The organism is Imperialibacter sp. (assembly GCF_048007035.1).
Taxonomy (GTDB): Bacteria; Bacteroidota; Bacteroidia; order Cytophagales; family Cyclobacteriaceae; genus Imperialibacter.
Genome location: NZ_CP180355.1, coordinates 4,478,011 through 4,499,903, shown reverse-complemented (window position 1 = coordinate 4,499,903; position 21,893 = coordinate 4,478,011). Strand labels below are relative to the sequence as shown.

24 protein-coding genes are annotated in these 21,893 nt (G+C 45.5%); 10 read left to right on the top strand and 14 right to left on the bottom strand.

Annotated features, from left to right (window positions below):
- Nucleotides 1–64: 64 nt before the first annotated feature.
- Together ACMVP2_RS19445 and ACMVP2_RS19440 are read right to left on the bottom strand one after the other, a co-directional pair.
- Nucleotides 65–922, bottom strand: coding sequence for a hypothetical protein (locus tag ACMVP2_RS19445; RefSeq protein ID WP_416864713.1), 858 nt, complete (start codon nucleotides 920–922; stop codon nucleotides 65–67).
- Nucleotides 923–1,057: 135 nt separating this feature from the next.
- The gene (locus tag ACMVP2_RS19440; protein WP_416864712.1) at nucleotides 1,058–1,426 is read right to left on the bottom strand and encodes a glyoxalase/bleomycin resistance/extradiol dioxygenase family protein; all 369 of its coding nucleotides are present in this window, start codon (nucleotides 1,424–1,426) and stop codon (nucleotides 1,058–1,060) included.
- A 161-nt stretch (nucleotides 1,427–1,587) separates the two neighbouring features.
- Here ACMVP2_RS19440 and ACMVP2_RS19435 point away from each other — a divergent pair, with 161 nt between their 5' ends.
- Nucleotides 1,588–2,394, top strand: a complete 807-nt coding sequence (locus tag ACMVP2_RS19435; protein ID WP_416864711.1) for a 3-keto-disaccharide hydrolase — start codon at nucleotides 1,588–1,590, stop codon at nucleotides 2,392–2,394.
- A 122-nt stretch (nucleotides 2,395–2,516) separates the two neighbouring features.
- Here the strand turns inward: ACMVP2_RS19435 and ACMVP2_RS19430 are convergent, their stop codons facing one another.
- The 4 genes from ACMVP2_RS19430 to ACMVP2_RS19415 all read right to left on the bottom strand — a co-directional run bounded on the left by ACMVP2_RS19430 (nucleotide 2,517) and on the right by ACMVP2_RS19415 (nucleotide 4,591).
- Nucleotides 2,517–2,915, bottom strand: coding sequence for a plastocyanin/azurin family copper-binding protein (locus ACMVP2_RS19430; protein WP_193217859.1), 399 nt, complete (start codon nucleotides 2,913–2,915; stop codon nucleotides 2,517–2,519).
- Between the two features lie 11 nt (nucleotides 2,916–2,926).
- Nucleotides 2,927–3,460, bottom strand: a complete 534-nt coding sequence (locus tag ACMVP2_RS19425) for a DUF4142 domain-containing protein (RefSeq protein ID WP_151998916.1) — start codon at nucleotides 3,458–3,460, stop codon at nucleotides 2,927–2,929.
- A 74-nt stretch (nucleotides 3,461–3,534) separates the two neighbouring features.
- Nucleotides 3,535–4,164: a GTP cyclohydrolase I FolE gene (gene folE, locus ACMVP2_RS19420; protein WP_151998915.1), complete on the bottom strand. Its 630-nt coding sequence runs from the start codon at nucleotides 4,162–4,164 to the stop codon at nucleotides 3,535–3,537.
- 28 nt (nucleotides 4,165–4,192) lie between these two features.
- Entirely contained in the window at nucleotides 4,193–4,591 is a 399-nt protein-coding gene (locus ACMVP2_RS19415; RefSeq protein WP_416864710.1) for a hypothetical protein, read from the bottom strand.
- A 145-nt stretch (nucleotides 4,592–4,736) separates the two neighbouring features.
- On the opposite strand from ACMVP2_RS19415, the gene ACMVP2_RS19410 reads away from it, so the two are divergent.
- Nucleotides 4,737–5,381: an RNA polymerase sigma factor gene (locus ACMVP2_RS19410; protein ID WP_151998913.1), complete on the top strand. Its 645-nt coding sequence runs from the start codon at nucleotides 4,737–4,739 to the stop codon at nucleotides 5,379–5,381.
- 104 nt (nucleotides 5,382–5,485) lie between these two features.
- Here the strand turns inward: ACMVP2_RS19410 and ACMVP2_RS19405 are convergent, their stop codons facing one another.
- Nucleotides 5,486–6,904: an amidohydrolase family protein gene (locus ACMVP2_RS19405; RefSeq protein ID WP_416864709.1), complete on the bottom strand. Its 1,419-nt coding sequence runs from the start codon at nucleotides 6,902–6,904 to the stop codon at nucleotides 5,486–5,488.
- Between the two features lie 113 nt (nucleotides 6,905–7,017).
- Here ACMVP2_RS19405 and ACMVP2_RS19400 point away from each other — a divergent pair, with 113 nt between their 5' ends.
- Nucleotides 7,018–7,944, top strand: coding sequence for an SGNH/GDSL hydrolase family protein (locus ACMVP2_RS19400; RefSeq protein WP_416864708.1), 927 nt, complete (start codon nucleotides 7,018–7,020; stop codon nucleotides 7,942–7,944).
- 9 nt (nucleotides 7,945–7,953) lie between these two features.
- Here the strand turns inward: ACMVP2_RS19400 and hisB (ACMVP2_RS19395) are convergent, their stop codons facing one another.
- Nucleotides 7,954–8,814, bottom strand: coding sequence for an imidazoleglycerol-phosphate dehydratase HisB (gene hisB / locus ACMVP2_RS19395; protein WP_416864707.1), 861 nt, complete (start codon nucleotides 8,812–8,814; stop codon nucleotides 7,954–7,956).
- Nucleotides 8,815–8,944: 130 nt separating this feature from the next.
- On the opposite strand from hisB (ACMVP2_RS19395), the gene ACMVP2_RS19390 reads away from it, so the two are divergent.
- Nucleotides 8,945–10,567, top strand: coding sequence for an IS1634 family transposase (locus ACMVP2_RS19390; protein ID WP_416864706.1), 1,623 nt, complete (start codon nucleotides 8,945–8,947; stop codon nucleotides 10,565–10,567).
- A gap of 122 nt (nucleotides 10,568–10,689) precedes the next feature.
- Nucleotides 10,690–11,151, top strand: a complete 462-nt coding sequence (locus ACMVP2_RS19385; protein ID WP_416864705.1) for a hypothetical protein — start codon at nucleotides 10,690–10,692, stop codon at nucleotides 11,149–11,151.
- Nucleotides 11,152–11,160: 9 nt separating this feature from the next.
- Here the strand turns inward: ACMVP2_RS19385 and hisB (ACMVP2_RS19380) are convergent, their stop codons facing one another.
- From hisB (ACMVP2_RS19380) to hisG, 4 genes are read right to left on the bottom strand one after another with little or no spacing between them, the layout of a single operon-like run.
- Nucleotides 11,161–12,255, bottom strand: coding sequence for a bifunctional histidinol-phosphatase/imidazoleglycerol-phosphate dehydratase HisB (hisB, locus tag ACMVP2_RS19380; RefSeq protein WP_416864704.1), 1,095 nt, complete (start codon nucleotides 12,253–12,255; stop codon nucleotides 11,161–11,163).
- A 9-nt stretch (nucleotides 12,256–12,264) separates the two neighbouring features.
- Nucleotides 12,265–13,335 carry a histidinol-phosphate transaminase gene (gene hisC / locus ACMVP2_RS19375; RefSeq protein WP_416864703.1) on the bottom strand — a complete coding sequence of 357 codons (1,071 nt, stop codon included), beginning with the start codon at nucleotides 13,333–13,335 and terminating at the stop codon, nucleotides 12,265–12,267.
- The gene (hisD, locus tag ACMVP2_RS19370) at nucleotides 13,325–14,626 is read right to left on the bottom strand and encodes a histidinol dehydrogenase (RefSeq protein WP_416864702.1); all 1,302 of its coding nucleotides are present in this window, start codon (nucleotides 14,624–14,626) and stop codon (nucleotides 13,325–13,327) included. Before hisD ends, hisC begins: the two co-directional genes overlap by 11 nt.
- Nucleotides 14,627–14,640: 14 nt before the next feature.
- Nucleotides 14,641–15,492: an ATP phosphoribosyltransferase gene (gene hisG, locus ACMVP2_RS19365; RefSeq protein ID WP_416864701.1), complete on the bottom strand. Its 852-nt coding sequence runs from the start codon at nucleotides 15,490–15,492 to the stop codon at nucleotides 14,641–14,643.
- A 484-nt stretch (nucleotides 15,493–15,976) separates the two neighbouring features.
- Here hisG and ACMVP2_RS19360 point away from each other — a divergent pair, with 484 nt between their 5' ends.
- From ACMVP2_RS19360 to ACMVP2_RS19340, 5 genes are all read left to right on the top strand, one after another.
- Nucleotides 15,977–16,297 carry a Dabb family protein gene (locus tag ACMVP2_RS19360; protein ID WP_416864700.1) on the top strand — a complete coding sequence of 107 codons (321 nt, stop codon included), beginning with the start codon at nucleotides 15,977–15,979 and terminating at the stop codon, nucleotides 16,295–16,297.
- Nucleotides 16,298–16,720: 423 nt separating this feature from the next.
- Nucleotides 16,721–17,101 carry a DUF1987 domain-containing protein gene (locus ACMVP2_RS19355; protein ID WP_339785874.1) on the top strand — a complete coding sequence of 127 codons (381 nt, stop codon included), beginning with the start codon at nucleotides 16,721–16,723 and terminating at the stop codon, nucleotides 17,099–17,101.
- Between the two features lie 32 nt (nucleotides 17,102–17,133).
- Nucleotides 17,134–17,697 carry a hypothetical protein gene (locus tag ACMVP2_RS19350; protein WP_339785876.1) on the top strand — a complete coding sequence of 188 codons (564 nt, stop codon included), beginning with the start codon at nucleotides 17,134–17,136 and terminating at the stop codon, nucleotides 17,695–17,697.
- 580 nt (nucleotides 17,698–18,277) lie between these two features.
- On the top strand, nucleotides 18,278–18,658 hold the full coding sequence (locus ACMVP2_RS19345; RefSeq protein WP_317490554.1) for a DUF1987 domain-containing protein: 381 nt from the start codon (nucleotides 18,278–18,280) through the stop codon (nucleotides 18,656–18,658).
- A 156-nt stretch (nucleotides 18,659–18,814) separates the two neighbouring features.
- Nucleotides 18,815–19,396 (top strand): hypothetical protein, encoded by a 582-nt coding sequence (locus ACMVP2_RS19340; protein ID WP_339785879.1) that lies wholly within the window; start codon nucleotides 18,815–18,817, stop codon nucleotides 19,394–19,396.
- Between the two features lie 28 nt (nucleotides 19,397–19,424).
- On the opposite strand, the gene ACMVP2_RS19335 is transcribed toward ACMVP2_RS19340, so the two are convergent.
- Together ACMVP2_RS19335 and ctlX are read right to left on the bottom strand one after the other, a co-directional pair.
- A complete protein-coding gene (locus ACMVP2_RS19335; RefSeq protein ID WP_416864699.1) occupies nucleotides 19,425–20,903 on the bottom strand; it encodes a dihydrolipoyl dehydrogenase family protein in 1,479 nt (492 codons plus the stop codon).
- A gap of 31 nt (nucleotides 20,904–20,934) precedes the next feature.
- A complete protein-coding gene (ctlX, locus tag ACMVP2_RS19330) occupies nucleotides 20,935–21,867 on the bottom strand; it encodes a citrulline utilization hydrolase CtlX (RefSeq protein ID WP_416864698.1) in 933 nt (310 codons plus the stop codon).
- Nucleotides 21,868–21,893: the final 26 nt, after the last annotated feature.

Here is a 21,893-nt window from a genome sequence, read left to right as displayed (position 1 = left end):
CAGACTCCTGACACCGCTCAGCCTGGTCTTGCAGCTCTGGTTTTAACGCCGACCGACTGTCGCTTTACATTTCCAGTTCTCTTGACTCCAGATCGGCATTTATCTTTTTAACGACGGTGTCAATTTCGTTGGCCTGCTCTATCATTTTCTGCACAAGCGCATCAACCTTACCGCCAGACTCAAGCTCGTAAATGGTGGCGAGACCAAGTAGTCGTGCCACCGGTCCCCGTAAATGATGTGCATTGGTATGGCTATAGGAAATCAGCATCTCATTCTGTGCCTTAATCTTCGCTGTACGCTCCCCCACCATCTGCTCCAGGTTCTTGTTCAATGCATTAAGATCTTGCTGTGTCTTCTGAAGCGCTTCATTTTGCGTTGCTATCTCCTCTGCCTTTTTCCTCATCTCCTTATTTGCGTGTCGCAAGTGTTGATGTATTTTGTCGTAGTTTACTTTCAGCACGGCACTGGCATAGGCGATGATAAGGTATAAAATCGAGTAGGTGATGGCAGCCGTTACTACGTCCGACACGTGATAAAGAAATACGGTATTTAGCATAAAAAAAGCAATACCATGCATGACCCACATGGTTCGCCCCTTTAGCATCACTGAAAAAATAAAACCAATAATAATCACAGTAGCCAGGGTAATGGAAGGGCTGATTTGCATGAGGCGTTGGTAGCATACCACTGCCAATGTAATGGACGTTAGAATTATTACCGCCGGCGTTGGGTGCTTCTCCCTGATCTGATGTGCCACCAGGCAGGCCACCAAAATAACCAGCGCATTAATGACACCTATGGCGTCTTCCGGGAAAAAGAAAAAATTAGAAGCTAGGATCAAAGCGACCCCAACAACGCATGCTTTCAGGAGCGTGTCGAGAAAAAAAAATTCAATATTCCGGTCTTCCATTCTTGTGTGCAAGCTGCACTTGGTTCCCTGCCAATTTAACAAAACTTTATTGGGCGATAACAACCCTCTGTGCATTTACCATTGCCTCGCCATGCTGAGCTGAAGTTTAAGCTCTGGGACATACTCAAAGTACACCCATAAATCAGCTCACGTATCCTGCACCACAAAAATGGCATTTTTGTTCAAGTCATAGAAGCCAAACTCATGGGTACCCCAGGGCGTGTTCATTCGCAATTTCTCTTTCGTGATGGTTCCCCGCTTCACAAACTCCTCGAAATAGGGCCTGATATCGGCAACAAAAATCTTCATGACAGAGCCGCCGGTAATAGGATCGTCCTCATTGCCATGATGGAACTGCAAATGGAACTCCAGGTTTTCTCTTCTTAACCCGGTGTATCCTTTATCACCAAAACAGTAACTAAACCCGGCGTACTTGTCATACCACTCTATGTCACGTTGTATGTTGAGCGAGGGAAGAACCGGGATGATACCTAAAGGTGAGGGTGTGGCAGCCATGGCTTTGTTTTGGATGTTCTACGATTTAATATACGCATTGCAACTGGTCATTTCCAGTGATTGTGTCACCGGACACGGTGCACCAGCCTGCTCGAAGCCAGGGAATCAATTCCATGCACTGTTGAGATTACGAGGTAACCATAAAAGTCCTATCTTCCCGTATGAAACACGGTCAATCACTATCGCTACTATTACTATGCCTTTTATTTGTTGCTACCATGTGCAACCCGCCTGTAGCAGACGAGACAGCCAAAGAAAGCATACCCAATTCAGAAACCATAGCTCCGGAAGGGTTTAGGGCGCTGTTCAATGGTGTTGATTTAGAAGGCTGGTATACTGTGAGTGACGGAAATGGCCCCGACAGTCTGGAGATATTCCGTGCTGAAAATGGAACGATCCACGCTTACCCCAGCCAAAAGGATGGTTCACGTCAGTCATTTGCCGGGTTAGTAACCAAAGGAGAATACAGCAGCTATATTCTAACGTTTGACTTCAAATGGGGCGAGAAAAAGTTTGAGCCCAGGACTGGTAATGTAAAAGACGCTGGTGTTCTGTTTCATATTTTTGACGAAACTGACTTTTGGCCTTATGGCGTAGAATGTCAGATACAAGAAGGAGACCTTGGAGATTTATGGATCATTGGGGCAAGAGCCTCAGCCAGGGTGGATGCCTCTGAGCACTATGCCACCAACGGCGAACTCAAGACAAAGGGCGAAATTGAAAACAAATACCATCGCTTCTCCAGGTCCTTTTCATGGGAAGTGTCGGGCTGGAACAAGGTAGAAGTTGAGGTAAATGGCGACCATGCCACTTTCACCATTAATGGGAAAGTGGTCAATGAGGCCATTGATATGAAATATTGGGATGCTGAAAAAAATAGCTGGGAGCCGCTCACCAAAGGAAAAATCCTATTGCAGGCAGAAGGCGCCGAGATTTTTTACAGAAATGTGTTTATCAAGCAGCTTTAACTGAAAAATCACCACGAAGCAGGTAACCAAATTGATTCGAAGAACCGTATCTATCCTGCCACACAACAAAAAAGCGGGTGCATCGTGCAGCCGCTTTTCCTAAATACAATAACCAGCATATTCTATTCAATGATAAGCTTACCCTTCATAACCACGTGAATAGAGCAATAATAGTCAGCACCTTCACTCACCACCATACTCCAGCTCGCACCTGCAGGCAGCTTTGAAGACGACCACTTCTCTTCGTTTAGCTCGGTAATGTCGTGCTCCGTAATGTCCTGATTGATCCATGCTATTGTATCTCCTTTGTTTACCTTCAACTCTGCTGGTGAAAATTCCATTTGCCGTATAACGACGGTATGATAAGTGTCGGTATTCCTCAAGGCTGAATCTGTCTGGGTAGGATCAATGCTTTCGCCGATACTTTCATGACCTACCGCAGTTGGTGGCGGCTCCTTCTTTTCATCCGAACAACTATTCAGGACAGCGAGAGTCAACAAAAGAATCATCGTGCTTTTCATTTCACATTGGATCATTTACCAGCAACCATTTTTTGAACCATTTCTGCATGTGCCAGGTGGGTTTTCAGCGCAGGCACCACATTTTCCAAAAGCTTCTTCAATTCCGTGTTTTCTGTTTCAGGTATTAAGAGTCCCTCAACTGCCGCAATCACCGCCTTGTGATACGCCACTTCATTATTGATATAAGCCTTGTTAAAATCCTTGCCGGATTTTGACCGGAGCTCTTTCTTGGTACTCTCGGCATCCGACAATAGCTGCTTACTCACAGCGTTGTCCATCGGCGTTACTCCTAGTTTGGTGGCCAAAGCAACGGCTTGCTCTATCACAGCCCTATGATCATTCGCCATTGTCTCGGCAAACTTTAGAACATCCTTGTCTTTGGACTTTTCCTTTGCAATTTCGGCATATCCGATATCTATCTGATTAGCGGTAACTGCGGTATGCGCTACCTCAGGGTCTGACAGCTTCGGATTTTGTGCGCCCACCTGTCCTGTGCTGATAAATATGCATGCCAGGGCAATGCACCAATTTTGAACCTTTTTCATATTGTTTTAATGTTTTAGTTAATACTCTATTAGAGCATGGTATGGCAAAAGGGTTACAAACTTTATCGACCTCTCTATCTTAAGGCAGAGAGGAATTCTAGCTTCATACCCGCCTCCTGAAACCTCCCGGAATACATGACAGTCCTAGTGCTACTCTTGGTGTCTTCTACTCCCCTCGAGGCAACACACAAATGGGCGGCCTCAATGCAAACTGCCACGTCTTGCGTCTGCAAAGCCTCCCTCAAGCCCTCGCTAATCTCTCTGGTCAATCGCTCCTGCACCTGCGGCCGTCTGGAGTAATACTGCGTAAGCCGGTTGATTTTGGATAATCCAATCACCTTGGCAGCAGGGATATAAGCGACATGAACCTTCCCAATAATGGGGACAAAGTGGTGCTCACAATAAGAATACAGCGTAATGTCCTTCTCTACAAGCATTTCATTGTAGCCGTACGTATTCTCAAACAAACTAATAGATGGCTTGTTAATGGGGTTAAGCCCACTAAATACCTCCTTGACATACATTTTCGCTACCCGAACCGGAGTGGCTTTCAGGCTGTCATCGTTGACATCAAGTCCCAGTGTTTCCATTATTGATTTAAAGTGTCGGGCGATAATGACTACCTTTTCATCATCTCCCAGCCGCTTTTCATCGTTCAGACAAGGAGACAAATGCTTTATCTCCAGCAACTCAATTCTTTCCATCGCTCGTAGGCTCCACCTAATTAGGCCTTCATGAATTCCCTCTGTTTGCAGAGAGAGGAAGATTGGAAAGCTGGGCAAAAGTGAAAGCCCCTACCGCCATGACCAAATCCCTAACAGCCACGTCGAGGTATGCTGCACTTGCCAGTAGGCTTATTGCAATTAACACGAGCCACGCACAAACGATATAGGCTCCTTTTTTGGGGCTAACAAAAACGAGAATTCCCGCTGCTATTTCAACTATCCCAACCAAAATCATAAATGTGCTCTCACTAAATGGCAGCACCCCTGCCAATATCGGATTCAAATACTCGTTCCAGCTTGCTAAAAGATTAGTGAACTTGTCTGCACCGGCTACTATAGGTACTATACCATAAGTGAATTTCAAATAGGTTTGAATGTCTGACAGTTTCTTAATGATGATATCCATAACATTGTCTTTTTTGATGTTTGCCTGATTAGAGCATTTTAGGTGTGAAGGGTTACAACTATTTTTTCTAAAAAAAACTTTGTAACGCTTCCCGATCTTTATACTCTATACTGGTGTTTGATTATGTGAGGCAAAAACACCCGACATGTTTACTGATGAAGAAATTATCCATCGCATTCTCGATGGTGAAGACTACTTGTACGAAGCTTTAATCCGAAAATACAATCAACGACTGTATCGCATCAGTCGATCCATTGTGCACGATGAAGACGAAGTGGAGGATATTATGCAAACCGCCTACCTCAATGCATACCTTAATCTGGCGGGATTCAAAGGCAAATCCACTTTCGCCACATGGTTGACGAAAATTTTGATCAACGAAAGCCTGTTGCATAAAAAGCGGCAATCAAAACGTAGTCAGGTTTCACTGGAGAAGCTGGATAGTAACTACAATTACGAAACACCTTTAAGCAGTCTTATGAACAGTGAATTGAAAGCTGTGCTGGAAGAATCGATTGCCAAACTCCCGGAAAAATATCGATTGGTTTTTGTGATGAGAGAACTAGAAGATATGAGCACCAACGAGACTATGGACGCCCTGGACTTGACAGAATCCAATGTGAAGGTCAGGCTCAACCGAGCCAAGGAAATGCTGAGGGATGTTTTAAGCGGTCACTACAAATCGTCAGACGTCTATGATTTTCATCTTAGCCGATGTGATAAAATAGTGAATCGTGTAATGGCGGAAATCTCGAGTGCCATTGATATTCGAGACCATAAACGAGACTAGCACAGAAAGGCAGTAGAACAAGCAGGGAGTACAAATTGGTTATTTAGGAGTTTAGAAGAAGACTTGTCGGGTGCACTTTGCGCACGACAGTTCAGAAAGAGCTCTCACCTGATCCCCACATACCCCTCCGCCGCCTGGAACAGCTTTTTGGAGTCATAGCCGATGCCATTTTTGAAAACAGTATTGAGCGATCTGATGGCAGAAATATCCTTGCTGATGTCGTTGTCCATAATCAACAGGTCGGCAATCTTTCCTGCTTCTAATGTACCAATAGAAGCTGCCTGCTCCAGGTAAGCGGCGCCATGAAGCGTACATATTTTAATGGCTTCGGGAATAGAAAAGCCCATTTCCACAAACAACTCCAGTAGCCTCATGTTAGCGTAACCAGCCACAATTCTCCCGTCGTAAGTGGGGTCGGTGCCTGCTACCAGTAAGCCACCTGCATCGTAAAAAGCTTTCTCCCACACCTTGGCTTTGTTGAACGCCAGGTAATCGAGTGAATCCTTCCCCTGCTTGCTGGCCCACCTTTTATACACCTTCTCTTTTGCATTGGGGAACAAAGCGTCGATGCCTCCTCCCGGCACCACCTCTCTGCCGGTGTAGGGCTCAAATACATTGATGGTAGAGGTCAACGCCACTTTCTTGCTCACCAGGTGCGTTATCAGTTCCGTCACCTCCTTTGAATCGACCGGAATAGTCAACAGGGCCTTGCGCATTTCAAAAGGATCGCAAATATCAACTTGCTTGCCTTTCACAAAGTCACTGCATGAAAAAAAGCCGTGCTCAAGATTATCAATTCCAATATCAGCGGCTTCCCTGTAAGTAATAGAACAGATATGACCCGTGACTTTCATGTTTCTGGCATGCGCCGCCGCCACAATCGCCTTTAAGTCTTCTCTTGTAATGAAGTTGTACACCTTGATGGAGGTAATACCCATGTCGGCATAGTAGTTAACCGCCCTGGCTGCCCCTTCTGGAGAGTCGATGGCGCCAAGCTCAAATATACCCACCCCCTCTCTGTCAATGTGCGGACTGGTCACATCCATTTTCGGGCCTGGCACTTCTCCACGTCCAATGGCCTTCTTGATATTCAGGTCGGCCTGGGGCATGATACTTCCGGCGGTTCTCATACTGGTAACACCACCGGCGAGATAAAGCCTGGGAAATGAGTAGCTCATTTGATCCACGCCATAATTAACATCTGGTGTCGTTTTTGGATAAAACAGGTGCTCATGCAGCATGACCATACCAGGCATGGCACTTTTGCCCTCCATATTGATGGCCGTCGCCCCTTTTGGCACGGGCAGGTCAGCTCCTACTTTTTCAATTTTATCACTCACGATAAGAATATCCTGATTGGTCTTTGCCGCACCGCCTGTACCATCTACCAGGGTGAGGTTTTGAAGGAGGTAGGTGCCTCTTTCGTGGGTTACAAAGGCTTTTGTTTGGTCTGTTAACTGTTCCTGCGCCAATGCGCTGAAAAAGGCGCAAATAGCAAGAACTGTGGGGAATAGTCTTCTCATGGTCGGAAATTAGGTTGATCCGCTTACCATACTCACCTGGGGAAAGTACGGCAAGTCCGAAACTACAAAAAAAGCGAGTAAGTCGTATTTCGATATTTCCTATCTTCGTCATTATGACCCGATTGATCACCTGCCTTTTGTTTGCTTCCTCTCTTCATTTGAGTGCCCAAAGCCAGGGCAGCTACATCATCCCCGATTCGGTGCAGCGCATCGCTTTTCTGGGCAACAGCATTACTTATGCAGGACAGTATGTATCCTACATCGAAGCATGCCTCAAGCTGACTTACCCCAACAGGAAATTTGAGGTCATCAATGTGGGCCTGCCAAGCGAAACAGTATCAGGGCTATCTGAGCCCAACCATGCAGACGGCAAATTTCCCCGACCAGACCTCCGGGAGAGGCTGGATCGTGTTCTTGAGCAAACCCAACCCGAACTGGTATTTGCCTCCTACGGCATGAACGATGGCATTTACCTGCCCTTCGATGACTCTCGTTTCCAGGCTTATAAAGAAGGAATCAACTGGCTGCATGAAGAAGTATCGAAGTCGGGCGCTGTCATCATCCACCTCACCCCACCGGTGTTTGACGAACGAAAGGGTGCAGCCTACGCCAATGTGCTCGATATTTACTCCGACTGGCTGATTAGTAATAGATACACAAAGGGTTGGAGCGTGGCTGACGTGCATGGACCGATGAAAAAGCATCTGGAAGACAGGCGGCTGATCGATCCTGATTTCAAATACGCCTCCGACGGCGTGCACCCGGACAAAGCTGGCCACTGGATCATGGCAAAAGCTATTCTTGCGTACCTGGAGCTGAATGAGCTGGCCAGGGCTGACAGCGCCGGGGAGGCCGTTTCCACCGCCAGCAACGGTGAAAAAATCCTGCAACTGATCGAAGAGCGGCAGTCAATAATGAAAGATGCCTGGCTAACGGCCACAGGGCACACAAGGCCAGGAATGAACGAGGGAATTCCACTCAGCGAGGCAAATCTCAAAGCAAGGGCAATTGAAGTCATTATTCAGAAGTTGATTGAATAGGTATTAGGCTCACAGAACCCCCTTCGTGCTAGGCAACTGATTCAGTGCATTGGCGTCTCTGCCTATAGCCATCTTGATGGCTCTCGCTAACGCCTTAAAGGTTGCCTCTATCTTGTGGTGCTCGTTAGCGCCTTCCGCCTTGATGTTGATATTACTCAGCGAAGTATCAGAAAACGACTTAAAGAAGTGATAAAACATTTCCGTTGGCATATCGCCTACCATTTCACGCTTGTATTCTGCCTCCCACACCAGCCAGGGTCTTCCACCAAAGTCGATAGCCGCCTGCGCCAGGCAGTCGTCCATAGGCAGCATAAAGCCGTAGCGGCTAATGCCCTTCTTATCGCCTATTGCTTTACGAAAGGCCTCACCCAGTGCCAAAGCTGTGTCTTCTATCGTGTGGTGTTCATCGATATGTAAGTCGCCTTTCACAGTTACTTCTAAATCACAACCAGAGTGACGGCCGAGCTGATCAAGCATGTGATCATAGAACCCCAGGCCTGTGTTCATCTTCGTTTGGCCTGTGCCATCGAGGTTGAGTTTTATCAATATATCGGTTTCTTTCGTGGTTCGTTTTACTTCCACTATCCTTGGCGGCAACTTGAGGAAACGATAAATTTCATCCCAATTCGTGGTACTTAAAGCCGCCTCCGGGTTTGACTCTCCTATAAAAATAGCCTTTGTGCCAAGGTTCTTCGCTAGTTCCACGTCGGTTTTACGGTCTCCTATCACATAGGAATTGGGCAGGTCGTAATCTTCGGTCAGGTATTGTGTAAGAAGTCCTGTGCGGGGCTTTCGGGTTGGGGCATTGTCCTTTTCGAAGGTTTTATCGATGTGGATGGCAGCGAAGTTGACCCCTCCTGAGTTTGACACGCTGAAATTGAAAAAGTGCCATTGCGCTGTGTATGGGCACTTTTTAGACTACTTTTCAGAAATTTGTATATCGAAAACTCGCTTGATTTTCTTTCAGATAGTGGCTTGATTTGCCTCAAACAGATTTTGAGTGCCTAGTATCATTATCGACAAGAAGCCATCAGGTGATTATATCCGCATCGTTGAGTCTTATCGTGACCAGGATGGCAAGCCACGCACCAAAACGCTTTACAGCCTGGGGCGGGTAGACAGTTTTTCGCCCGAGTCTCTGAAACGAATGGGCCAGCGGCTCTATGAATTAGGTGGTGGAAATCTGAAGGATTTACTCGGTGAGCAGGTCAGCGAAGAAGGCAGATATAACTACGGCTTTCTGTTGGTTTACCGTAAAATACTCCACTATTACGGCCTTGATCGCATATTTCAGCGGATCACCAAAAAGAAAAAGCTGACCTTCTCTCTTACTGAAGTAGTTTTACTACTGCTCATTGAGCGCCTCAATGATCCTTGTAGCAAGCGGGGTAGCTTTTTCCACCAGGAAGAATACCTGGGACTGGCTCAGGTGTCCTTGCAACACCTCTACAGGAGTCTGGACTACCTGGCTGACCATAGCCAACTGATCCAGCAAACCATTTTCCAAACTGGTAGAGACCTGTTCAACCAGAAATTAGATGTGGTGTTCTATGACGTGACCACCTTCTATTTTGAATCAGAAATAGAACAGGAAGGAGCATTGCGTCAGAAAGGCTTTAGCAAAGATGGCAAAATAGGAAGCACACAAGTGGTTTTTGCCATGCTCATTGACAGATACAAGCAACCCATCGGTTACAAACTCTATAGCGGAGACCTGTGGGAAGGATACACCTACACAGAAATGGTGGAAAGCCTCAAGAAAGAATACCAGATCGAAAACATCGTCTTGGTAGCCGACCGAGGCATGCTCAATACTGACAACCTGCAAGTCACTGTTGACAAAGGCTATGAGTTCATCATGGGAGAGCGGCTCAAGGTACTCCCCAAACCCATCCAGGCCCGGTTGATCGATCTGGATAACTATCACCATCAATGGATGAGTTCTTCAGTAGGTTCGGAGCGTGAGCCGGTCAAAGTTCGCTACACTGTCCTGGAATACAATGAGCGAAAGATCATAGCTACCTACAGCGAAAAGCGAGCTGAAAAAGATCGACAAGAAAGAGAAGAAAAGCTTCGTAAGGCTGAATTGTTGCTCAAAAACCCAACGCAACTCAAAAAGAAGGCCCATCACTACTACCTCAAAAATACCGAAGGGGAAAAGTATGTGGTTGATACTGAAAAAATCAAAAGAAGCGAAAAGTATGACGGCTTCCTTGCCATCGCCTACCACGCCAAAGGACTCTCCCATGAACAGGTGCTGGATCACTACCACCATCTATACCAGATAGAGCATAGCTTCCGTACCTTCAAAGGCTATCTGGAAACCCGCCCGATGTTCCACTGGACCAATAAGCGTATCCAGGGTCACATTTGCCTGTGCTATATCGCCTATAGCATGCTAAACCATTTACAACTTCGGCTAACCAAACAAGGCACCCCACTTACAGAGCAAACCATCCGAACCCACTTGTCCAAAATGCAAGTCAGTCTTGTCAAACAAGCCGATCAATACTTCTACCTGCGCTCCAAGACCTCTGAAATCTCACAGCAATTACTACAAGCAGTGGCTGAAAAGAACCTGCCTGACCTTTTTTCTAAGGATCAGATAATCAAATACTTATAAAATCTTGTATATCGAAAGCAATTTTTTAATTACTTATATATCAGTTACTTAACTCAAAATCGTGTCAAACTCAGGAAGAAGTATCGAAGTCGGGCGCTGTCATCATCCACCTCACCCCACCGGTGTTTGACGAACGAAAGGGTGCAGCCTACGCCAATGTGCTCGATATTTACTCCGACTGGCTGATTAGTAATAGATACACAAAGGGTTGGAGCGTGGCTGACGTGCATGGACCGATGAAAAAGCATCTGGAAGACAGGCGGCTGATCGATCCTGATTTCAAATACGCCTCCGACGGCGTGCACCCGGACAAAGCTGGCCACTGGATCATGGCAAAAGCTATTCTTGCGTACCTGGAGCTGAATGAGCTGGCCAGGGCTGACAGCGCCGGGGAGGCCGTTTCCACCGCCAGCAACGGTGAAAAAATCCTGCAACTGATCGAAGAGCGGCAGTCAATAATGAAAGATGCCTGGCTAACGGCCACAGGGCACACAAGGCCAGGAATGAACGAGGGAATTCCACTCAGCGAGGCAAATCTCAAAGCAAGGGCAATTGAAGTCATTATTCAGAAGTTGATTGAATAGGTATTAGGCTCACAGAACCCCCTTCGTGCTAGGCAACTGATTCAGTGCATTGGCGTCTCTGCCTATAGCCATCTTGATGGCTCTCGCTAACGCCTTAAAGGTTGCCTCTATCTTGTGGTGCTCGTTAGCGCCTTCCGCCTTGATGTTGATATTACTCAGCGAAGTATCAGAAAACGACTTAAAGAAGTGATAAAACATTTCCGTTGGCATATCGCCTACCATTTCACGCTTGTATTCTGCCTCCCACACCAGCCAGGGTCTTCCACCAAAGTCGATAGCCGCCTGCGCCAGGCAGTCGTCCATAGGCAGCATAAAGCCGTAGCGGCTAATGCCCTTCTTATCGCCTATTGCTTTACGAAAGGCCTCACCCAGTGCCAAAGCTGTGTCTTCTATCGTGTGGTGTTCATCGATATGTAAGTCGCCTTTCACAGTTACTTCTAAATCACAACCAGAGTGACGGCCGAGCTGATCAAGCATGTGATCATAGAACCCCAGGCCTGTGTTCATCTTCGTTTGGCCTGTGCCATCGAGGTTGAGTTTTATCAATATATCGGTTTCTTTCGTGGTTCGTTTTACTTCCACTATCCTTGGCGGCAACTTGAGGAAACGATAAATTTCATCCCAATTCGTGGTACTTAAAGCCGCCTCCGGGTTTGACTCTCCTATAAAAATAGCCTTTGTGCCAAGGTTCTTCGCTAGTTCCACGTCGGTTTTACGGTCTCCTATCACATAGGAATTGGGCAGGTCGTAATCTTCGGTCAGGTATTGTGTAAGAAGTCCTGTGCGGGGCTTTCGGGTTGGGGCATTGTCCTTTTCGAAGGTTTTATCGATGTGGATGGCAGCGAAGTTGACCCCTTCGCCTTCCAGCGTTTCCAACATCTTGTTCTGCGCCGGCCAAAAGGTATCTTCGGGAAAACTGGCCGTACCTAATCCGTCTTGATTGGTCACCATCACAAGCTCGTAGTCGAGTTCTTCCACTATCTTCCTCAGGTTTGAAATAGCCCCGGGAATGAACTTCAGTTTCTCCAGCGAGTCTACCTGAAAGTCTTCAGGTGGCTCCACGATGATCGTGCCGTCTCTATCTATGAACAATACCTTCTTCATTTTTTCAACTTAATTAGCGAATGAGTCCTCCTTTACCAGAGCCATGGCTTTTAGCAAAGCTTCGTTTTCTGCTCTCGTTCCCACGGTTATGCGCAGACAGCCATGGCAGTGCATCACATTGCTTCGGTCTCTCACAATCACTTTCTGATCGATCAGAAACTGGTAGGTTTCCTTTGGCTTCGGCACCCTGACGAGCATAAAATTAGCATCGCTGGGATAGATATGCTGCACAATAGGTAAGGCTTCGAGCTGATCTTCCAGCCAATTCTTTTGTTCCAGAATATCGGCTACCATTTTTTCCTTGGCCAGCACATTGCCCAAAGCCTCTCTTACAATGCTTTGTGTTGGTGCAGCTATATTATAAGGTGGCTTAATCCTGTTCAGAATAGTGACTATTTCAGGGCTGGCAAAAGCCATTCCCAGTCTCACACCAGCGAGCCCCCAGGCCTTGCTCAGTGTTTGCAGCACTATCAGATTAGGAAACCGGTGCAGATGCGGTAGAAAGCCAGCCTCAGGAGCGAAATCGATATACGCCTCGTCGATCACAACAAGGTTGGGAAACTGATGAAGTAGTGTGAAAAGGTCTTCCTTTCGGATCAGATTGCCTGTAGGGTTGTTGGGGCTACAAAGAAACAGGATTTTCGTATCCGAACCGGCAGCGCTTATAACTCCCTTTACATCGGGCTGGAAGTTCTCATTCAAAGGTACTTTCACAATGCCCACATCATTAACGCCGGCACTCACTTCATACATGCCGTAAGTGGGGGGAACTGTGATCACTTTGTCTTTGCCTGGCTCACAAAAAGCTCTGATAAGCAAATCAATAGGCTCATCGCTGCCGTTTCCCAGAAAAATAGACTCAGTGCCTATGTTTTTAATTTTGGCAATCGCCTGCTTAACTTCCTGCTGGTAAGGGTCGGGATAGCGGTTGTAAGCTTCCTTTACCCCTGCGGAACCGTAAGGATTTTCGTTGGCATCCAAAAAAACACCCTCTTTACCTGTGTATTCGTCCCTGGCTGAAGAATATGACTTCAGGTTAATCAGGTGCTTACGAAGTAGCGAGTTCGGATCAAAGCTCATTGGTACCTTCTTTAATTTTTTGTAGTCGAAGTGTCACAGCCATTTTGTGCGCATCGAGCTTTTCTGCAGCAGCCATCGCTTCAATGCTGGGCCCAAGCAGCTGCAGTCCCTCCGGCGTAATTTTCTGAAAGGTGACCTTTTTTACAAAGCTGTCGACGGATACACCCGCCATGGCCCTGGCCCAGCCGTTGGTGGGCAGGGTGTGATTCGTGCCTGACGCATAGTCTCCTGCCGACTCGGGCGTATAGTTACCTATGAATACCGACCCTGCATTCTCCACCATTTCAGCATACCTGTCGGCATCTCTCAACGCAAGAATAAGGTGCTCAGGGCCATACATATTAATATAGTCCATGGCTGTTATCTTGTCTTCAAAGTAGATGGTTCTGCTATTTTCCAATGCTTTCGCAGCCATAGCTTTCCTGGGCAAAGTAGCGAGTTGTCGCTCTACTTCCTGCGCCACGCTGTCCACCATGCGCTTGCTGGATGTTACCAGTATCACCTGACTGTCGGCACCATGCTCGGCCTGCGACAGCAAATCGGCCGCCACAAATGACGGCTCAGCATGTTTGTCGGCAAACACCAGCACCTCCGAAGGACCAGCTGGCATGTCGATAGCCACCGTGTCACGACTCACCATTTGCTTGGCCGCAGTCACGTATTGATTGCCCGGGCCAAATATCTTATCAACCTTGGGCACCGATTCCGTGCCGTAGGCCATAGCAGCAATGGCCTGAGCTCCGCCAATCTTTAATATCTTTTTTATGCCCAGTAGGTGGGCCACATATAATACTGTGGCATTCACCTGGCCCATGCTGTCGGTGGGGGAAGCAATAATGATTTCCTTGCAGCCAGCGATTTTTGCCGGAATACCAAGCATCAGGGCTGTAGAAAAGAGTGGCGCCGTGCCTCCTGGTACATAAAGACCAACCCTGTTTACCGGTATGCTCTTGCGCCGACATACCACACCAGGCATAGTCGCCACTGTTATCGGTGATTCCTTTTGCGCCAGATGGAATTTCTCAATATTTTCTTTTGCAACATGAATAGCAGCCTTCAGCTCCTCCCCTACCTGATCGGCCGAGGCCAATAACTCTTCCTCTGTCACAAAGAGGTCGTCCAGTTCAACATGATCATACTCAAGCGCAAACTTTCGTAAGGCCATGTCGCCGTTGCGCTTCACCTTTTCCAGAATGGGCTTCACCACCTTCTCCAGCCTGGCTGGATCTTGCGCAGGCCTGCTGGTTAGCTCAAGCCACTGCTTCCGGGGTGGTTCATATATAAGTTGCATGATCCTCGATTTGGCTACAATATCATTTTTTCTATGGGCACCACAAGGATGCCTTCAGCACCTGCCTCTTTCAGTTTCTCTATTATCTCCCAAAACCTGTCTTCATTGATCACAGAATGAATGGAACTCCAACCCTCGGTAGCCAGAGGCAGCACTGTTGGGCTTCTCATACCAGGCAGAAGACTGGCGATTTCCTCAATTTTGTGATTGGGAGCGTTGAGCAGAATGTACTTATTATTAGATCCATTCTGCACTGACCGAATCCTGAAAAGGAGTTGCTCAAGGAGCTTTTTCTTTTCGGCACCGAGCCCTTTATGGGCAACAAGCACTGCCTCGGATGTAAAGATGGTCTCCACCTCTTTCAATCCGTTACTTAAAAGCGTGCTACCGGAACTAACAATGTCGCACACAGCATCGGCCAGCCCAATGCTTGGAGCAATCTCTACCGAACCGCTAATTTCGTGAATATCTGAGCTGATACTGTTCTTCTTCAAATAGCTCCCCAAAATCTTTGGGTAGGAGGTGGCAATGCTTTTGCCTTCCAGCATTTTTAGGCCTTCATACTCCTCATTTCTGGGAATGGCCAAAGAAAGCCTGCACTTGGAAAAACCCAGCTTCACTACTATATCCAGATCTTTTTCTTTTTCTTCTACCACATTCAGTCCCACAATGCCAACATCGGCTACACCGTCGGCTACATAGCCAGGAATATCATCGTCTCTGAGCAGTAGAAACTCCATCGGGAAATTATGAGAAGAGGCCTTTAGCTTACCGACACCATTATTAAAGTGTATACCACACTCTTTGATCAAACGGAACGAATCTTCGCTTAAGCGACCTGATTTTTGAACTGCAATACGTAGCATGAAAAGCTTAATTAGAGAAATGAGTAAGTAAAATGAATACGGGCCAATGTTGAAGTAAAATGTTCTTCCTTAATGGGAATGACGAGACACATGATCGTGGTTCACGTGCAGATGATCGAATATATGGGAGTGTCTCAGGTACTTCATTTTACAAGGCCAAATTTAGGTTCCACTAACATCAATTAAAACCCAAAAAGATAAAATTGTTCAAATTTTTTTCGCCCCTTCCTTTTACATTAAAGAATAGCTAAATATTGATACTATATAATAAGGTGTAGGCAACACCTCAAGGAGGCTTCATCCTGGCATTTCAGAAAAGGATTCGTCACAAAACGAGGAAAAAATAATCTCAACCTTCTATCTTTAGTCCCTCACTTTACTTACAACCAAAATGGATTCGCAACGTCGCTCATTTTTAAAAAAGGGAACAGGTCTGCTTGGCCTGCTCGGCTTAGGTACATATTCATTTGCAAAAACAAAAACTATGAAAGATTCATCTGTTAACTTCTATCACGTTGTTTATTTCTGGCTCAATGATCCCAGCGAAGCCAACAAGAAAACTTTTCTTTCCCACGTGAAGGAATACACAGGCAGCATCGATGTGATCAAGGAAAGATTCATCGGAACGCCTGCCGACACCAACAGACCCGTTATCGACAATACCTATACCTTCAATATCATTTTAGCTTTCGATAGCAAGAAAGATCAGGATGCTTACCAGGAGCACCCCGTCCATCTGGCCTTCGTTGAAAAAGCCCAACATATGTGGAGCAAGGTGCAGGTCTATGATTCGGTAAAAGTATAAGTATTCAAAAAAAGACCGGCAACCAGTCCGTTTTGATTCCCATAAAACGGACTGGTTATCATCCTAATTCTCTTTGCTGCTTTTGTACTTTAACGTGCACCCCACCTCCCCTTTTATTGAAAAATGCGCAAGAAGGGCTCTCACCATTTCAAATTCCTACATCACAGGTCAACTTTTTTACACCGCCCAATATCTATCTCATCTATACATATTTCACTTATTTACAGCTAGTTAGGTGTTAAGTTCCTCTATCCACTGTTTTTAATTTTAGCTCTAAAGGCTTAAGAGTTCTCATAATCTTACATCAGATAGTAATCGTCTGCACTTGCCACTTTTGCTCCAGGCATTTGCATTTACTTTGTGATATAGTAAAAAAGTAACCAACCGGTATAGCAATTATTTGTACCTCTTAATATCACCAGTATGGAAAAAATTTACATTCAGGCAACAGAATTCACTCCGCAAGTCCACTTCGACCCTTCCAACGGGATAATAGAGCTAAAGGGCAATTCCAACCCTCACAATTCGCTCACCTTCTACACAAAAGTGATTCATACGCTCGAAGACTACGTTGTGAACGACACCAGAGGGCTGGTAGCGAACATGGCGTTCAGATATTTCAATACAAGTTCCTCGAAATGCCTCTATGATATGTTCAAACAGCTCAACGCCATGAGGAAAAAAGGCCGTCAGGTAACCATCAATTGGTATTACAGTCACGACGACGAAGACATGTACGAGGTAGGGAAAGATTTTTCTGACCTAATGAACCTAAACTTCAATTTTATTGCGATGTCAGCGTAAAATCCATCAATACAGCAACAGCACAATTTGAAATGAACGAAACTAGTAGCCTTTTCCACGTAGAAGAAAAATCCTTAAAAGAATTTAAGGAGAAGGTGAAAGACAATGCACTTTCAAAAAAAAGTCTGATAGGCTTCATTGACAATTACGATGACCTCATCACACAAAGTAAAGTAATCACTCGTGTTAGCGACAGGCTTCAGTCGAAGCTTAACAAGGCAAACGAGCAAATCGCAGCACAAAACACAACCATCAGTGACAACAATAAGCTGCTCCACAATACTATAGAGCAGCTGGTGAAAGCCAAAGTCAGTAAAAAAGCCTCCACCATTATACTTACAGCCGCCGTTGTGCTTTTCGTGGCTGAAGAAGTGCTTCTTGAGGAAGCAATCAACAGCTATGTTGATATTCCATACATCGGGTTAATCGTGAAGCTTTGCATGGCCCTTACCCTAAAGGCCTTCGAATCAACGATCGAGAAATTTTTTATGCGGAGAGAGCATTCAAAAATTGTTGAGGAAGGTTTGTGGGAAGAGTTGGAGGTTAGCAGCACACAGTCTCCCGGTCTCGTCACTTCAGAAGTCGCTCCCCGCTAGTCTTCTGAAATCACCCGGGCCGCTTCGTGGCCAGAATTAACCCCCGTACAATAACATCACAAAAAATAGGGCAGAATCCTGGCCGGCACCAACCTAAATCATTGATTACAAACATATTAACCTAAAAAATATCAATGAAACCACACACAAGCTATCATGTACCTCCCCTTTTTATTCATTAATTCAAAAATTATATCTATAAAATAACATTCACTATTCTTACCCCTATAACCGTGCGTTTTTTCAACTATCTGAAGCATATTTCAACTTTCAGCCCACAAATATTACATCAGTCTCTGGCGCTTTCAAAAAAACTAATTATTAGAGTAGAAATATATATAGTTGATTTACAGTTATTTAAATATACATGTTTAATTAAACACTTCTATTTAAATAATATTTTACTCCTCATATAATGGATATCTTACATGAGAAAGTATTGGCCAGAAATCGAAGGCAATCAAGCTTCTAAAAGAAATAACTTAAGTAAAGATTATTAGGAGTAAGGGATGAGATGTAGAACCACCCTTCTTTTTATATATTTTACTTGAGATTATAACAGTAACAAACCTGAGAGATTATGGAAAAGATTTACATTCAAGCTACGGACTATACGCCGTTCGTCTATTTCGACCCTTCAACGGGGCTGATAGAATTAAAGGGGAATTCAAATCCCGCCAACTCAAATAGTTTCTATCAAAAATTTATTGTGGAGCTAGACGAGTACGTTACCCACGAAAGCGGGGGACTCACCGCTAACCTATCATTTCACTACTTTAACACGAGTTCCTCTAAGTGCATTTTTAACATGCTAAAAAAGCTCCACAAAATGCAGGAAGCAGGCCGATGTGTGACCATCAATTGGTACTACCTGGAAGAAGATGAGGAAATGAGAGAAGTAGGTGAGGATTTTTCTGACATACTTCGCATGAATTTCAACTTTATTACTATCGCTGCTTAACGATTCAGTTGCTGTGGTGTGTTTGACCACGGGAAGCACTAACCGTTATAGCCAACCAGGGCAGGTAGTTGTTGTTCAAAACTTCCAAACACAGGTACACCCTTTGTTGGCGACACTGTATACCTAATACCTATCTCCTAACTAATTTTAAAAGGTATGAATGACTTGTGGGGACTATATGACGAAGAGGACAAAGCACTCCATGCGTTTAAAACCAAAGCGCAACAGGATAATATTTCAAGAAAGGATCTTGCACAATTTATAGACAGCTATCAGGATCTGCTTATTCAGAGCAAGGTTATTACAAAGGTTAGCGACAAGCTTCAGTCGAAGCTGAACAAGGCTAACGAACGTATAATTGAACAGAATGAGGAAATAGTTGAGAAAAATATGCTTCTTGAAAGCACTATTGGTCAGCTAGTAAAGGCCCAGGTTGGGAAAAAAGCTTCTACTATCATATTTACTGTGGCCGTAATCATGTTCCTTTCTGAAGAGGTGTTTCTGGGTGAAGCAATCGCCGTGATCGTGCATATCCAGTACTTAGACCTTGTAATTAAGGGCTGTATAGCATTTGGACTTAAGTTTCTAGAGGGGGGGCTGGAGACGTTTTTTATGAAGAAAGAGCAAATAAAGATTGTGAAAGGAAACAACGGAGATGTTCCGGAACTTGAAAACAAATTCAAGCTACCCAACATTAAGATATCGCCATCTATTGGAAAGCTATTGTTTACAAAATAGCGGGACGCTTTGTGATGCAGACGAATACTTAATAGATGATGTTTTCGTAAACTCCTCCCACGCAGGTTTTGCAAGCCATTGATTCCAGCAAAACTGTTGGTTTGAGCATTGATTTGCCCAGCAGCATTCTGGCGCACTCCTGAATGCCTTCAATAATAGAAGGATGAGGGTGGATGAGCTCGGCCAACTCTTCTACGCCTTTGTCCATGGAGATGAGCAATGCTACCGCCTGGATAGCACTTGAGGCATGCTCTCCTACAACACGCATGCCCAGGATTTTCATTTTATCATCATTTGTTACCAGCAGTTTGATGAAACCCTCGGTGTTCCGCATGGCCGTTGCCCTTGAAATGTTGCTATAGCGCAAGCTGGTTACTTTATAGCTTATTCCCTTTTGTTTGGCCTGAATCTCATTGAACCCAACCCCGGCAACTTCGGGTGCCAAAAACATGATCGTTGAAATATTTTCGTAAATAAGCTTATGCAAAGGCTTGCCATATATCCGCTCTATCGCATACCTGCCTTCGAGCTCGCCTACATTCACAAGCGCAATGTCAGCAGTGATATCGCCCACAGCGTAAATATTAGATACTGACGTTTGCGTGAGGTCGTCAATAATTCCACGGCCATCAATTTCAACGCCAATCTCCTTCAAACCAAGATTTTCATAGTTAGGTATCCTTCCCACAGACACCAGGGCCTTCTCCACCTGAAACTTCTTCTTTTCGCCGTTATCATATTCCAGTTCATACTCCACCTCGCCGTTGACGATTTTCATATCAATGAGTTTGGAATTGCGATGCACCAACACGTGTTTTTCCTCAAGGTTGTTTTCAATCACATCGACCACGTCGCCGTCCTCAAACGGCAATATTCTTTCTCCCTTGTCAATTAAGTTAACCTGCGTTTTTCCAAAATTGGAAAAGATGGTTGCAAACTCGCAACCAATAACACCCGCACCTACTATCACCATACTTTTGGGCCACTCTGTCCAGTTATGGATGCCATCGCTGGTGACGACAATTTTCTCATCAATTGGCAAATTGGGGAGCTTCCTTGGCCTGCTTCCTGTAGCTAGAATAATATTATCAGCCTCAATGACTTCTGCCCCATTGTCTCCTAAAATCTCGACATTGTTCTTGCTCAAAAGTTTGGCTTCTCCTCTTTTGAATGTCATCAGGTCCTGGCCATTGTTGTTCATGGAAGTCATGTGAAATTCAAGGAGATCCTTCCTTTCGCTCGTGGCTTTTAACACCTCCGTTTTGACTTTTTGAAAAGGTATTTCCGGCACCTTGAAATTAAATGCTTTCCCATGCTTTCGAAGGGTGAAATAGTCTCTGGAAAGCTCCCACCATGTTTTGCTTGAAAGGGCGCCATCGTGCACTCCTGCACCACCTACCTGATTTCTTTCAATGAGAATTACCTTCTTTTTAAAATCCAGGGCACGCATGGCTGCAGCATAGCCGGAAGGCCCCGCACCAATAACGCAAACATCAAACTTGTTCATTACCAGGTTATTAAGGTTTAAAAAATGTTGTTTACACAGCTGGCAAATGTATTCCTGCCATCATACAGCGGGCACTTCCCCCTCCATATTTTTCGATGGTCGGTATGTCTATGGCAATTAAGTTAGTATATTTTTCCAGAATAATCTTTTGCGATTGTGTGAGAGCGGTAAATGCGGTGATGGACATAACAAGTGCAGGCTTACTTGTTCTGGTAGCTACTTCCAACATATTGCCGGCAAAACGCTCCATTTGATCAAAAGAAATGTCGACGATTTCGTGGTTCGTAGCAGTCAGACTTGCAAGAAATGCTTTCTTTTCCCCACCCTCAGGAATGCTCTCAAGACAAACGACGCAATAGGATGTGCCGAGACACATCATCACATTGGTGTGATAGATAGGCATGCCGCTTCTGTCGACGGCGTCGAAAACCACAGCGCTGAAACCAAGTCTGGCGGCGTGGGCTCTCACCAGGCCTTCGTTTGTCCGAATAGACCTGGAGGCGTACATAATCTGGTTGGGGTAGTCGACAATCAAGCTCCCGGTACCCTCCAGATATAGCTCTTTTTCTTCGGTTCCTGAGAGGTCAGTGATTTTATGTACTGTAAACCGAGGTTTCACAGTGTCAATCACTTCTTGTCTTCTCTCGGTTCTCCTGGCTTTAGACTGCATGGGGTAAAGAAACACGTCGCCTGATTCATGAAAAGACACCCAGTTGTTGGGGAAAACTGCATCACGTCGCTCCTCCAAAAATGTATCCTGAGCCACAATTACCTCGACGCCGGCGTTTCTGAGTGTATCTACGGCAACGTCAAACTCTGCAATGGCCTGCGAGCGAATCTTATCCAGTTCTCCGGTTTGGGCTGCGCTTTGGAAGGAATTGCTTCCGGCTGTTTCGGGATTGGGGCCGAAGTTGGCCGGTCTCACCATGAGGACTGCTGGTGCAGCGTTGCTTTGCAATTTCATTTCTTTGGGCATTTGCCCAATTTCGC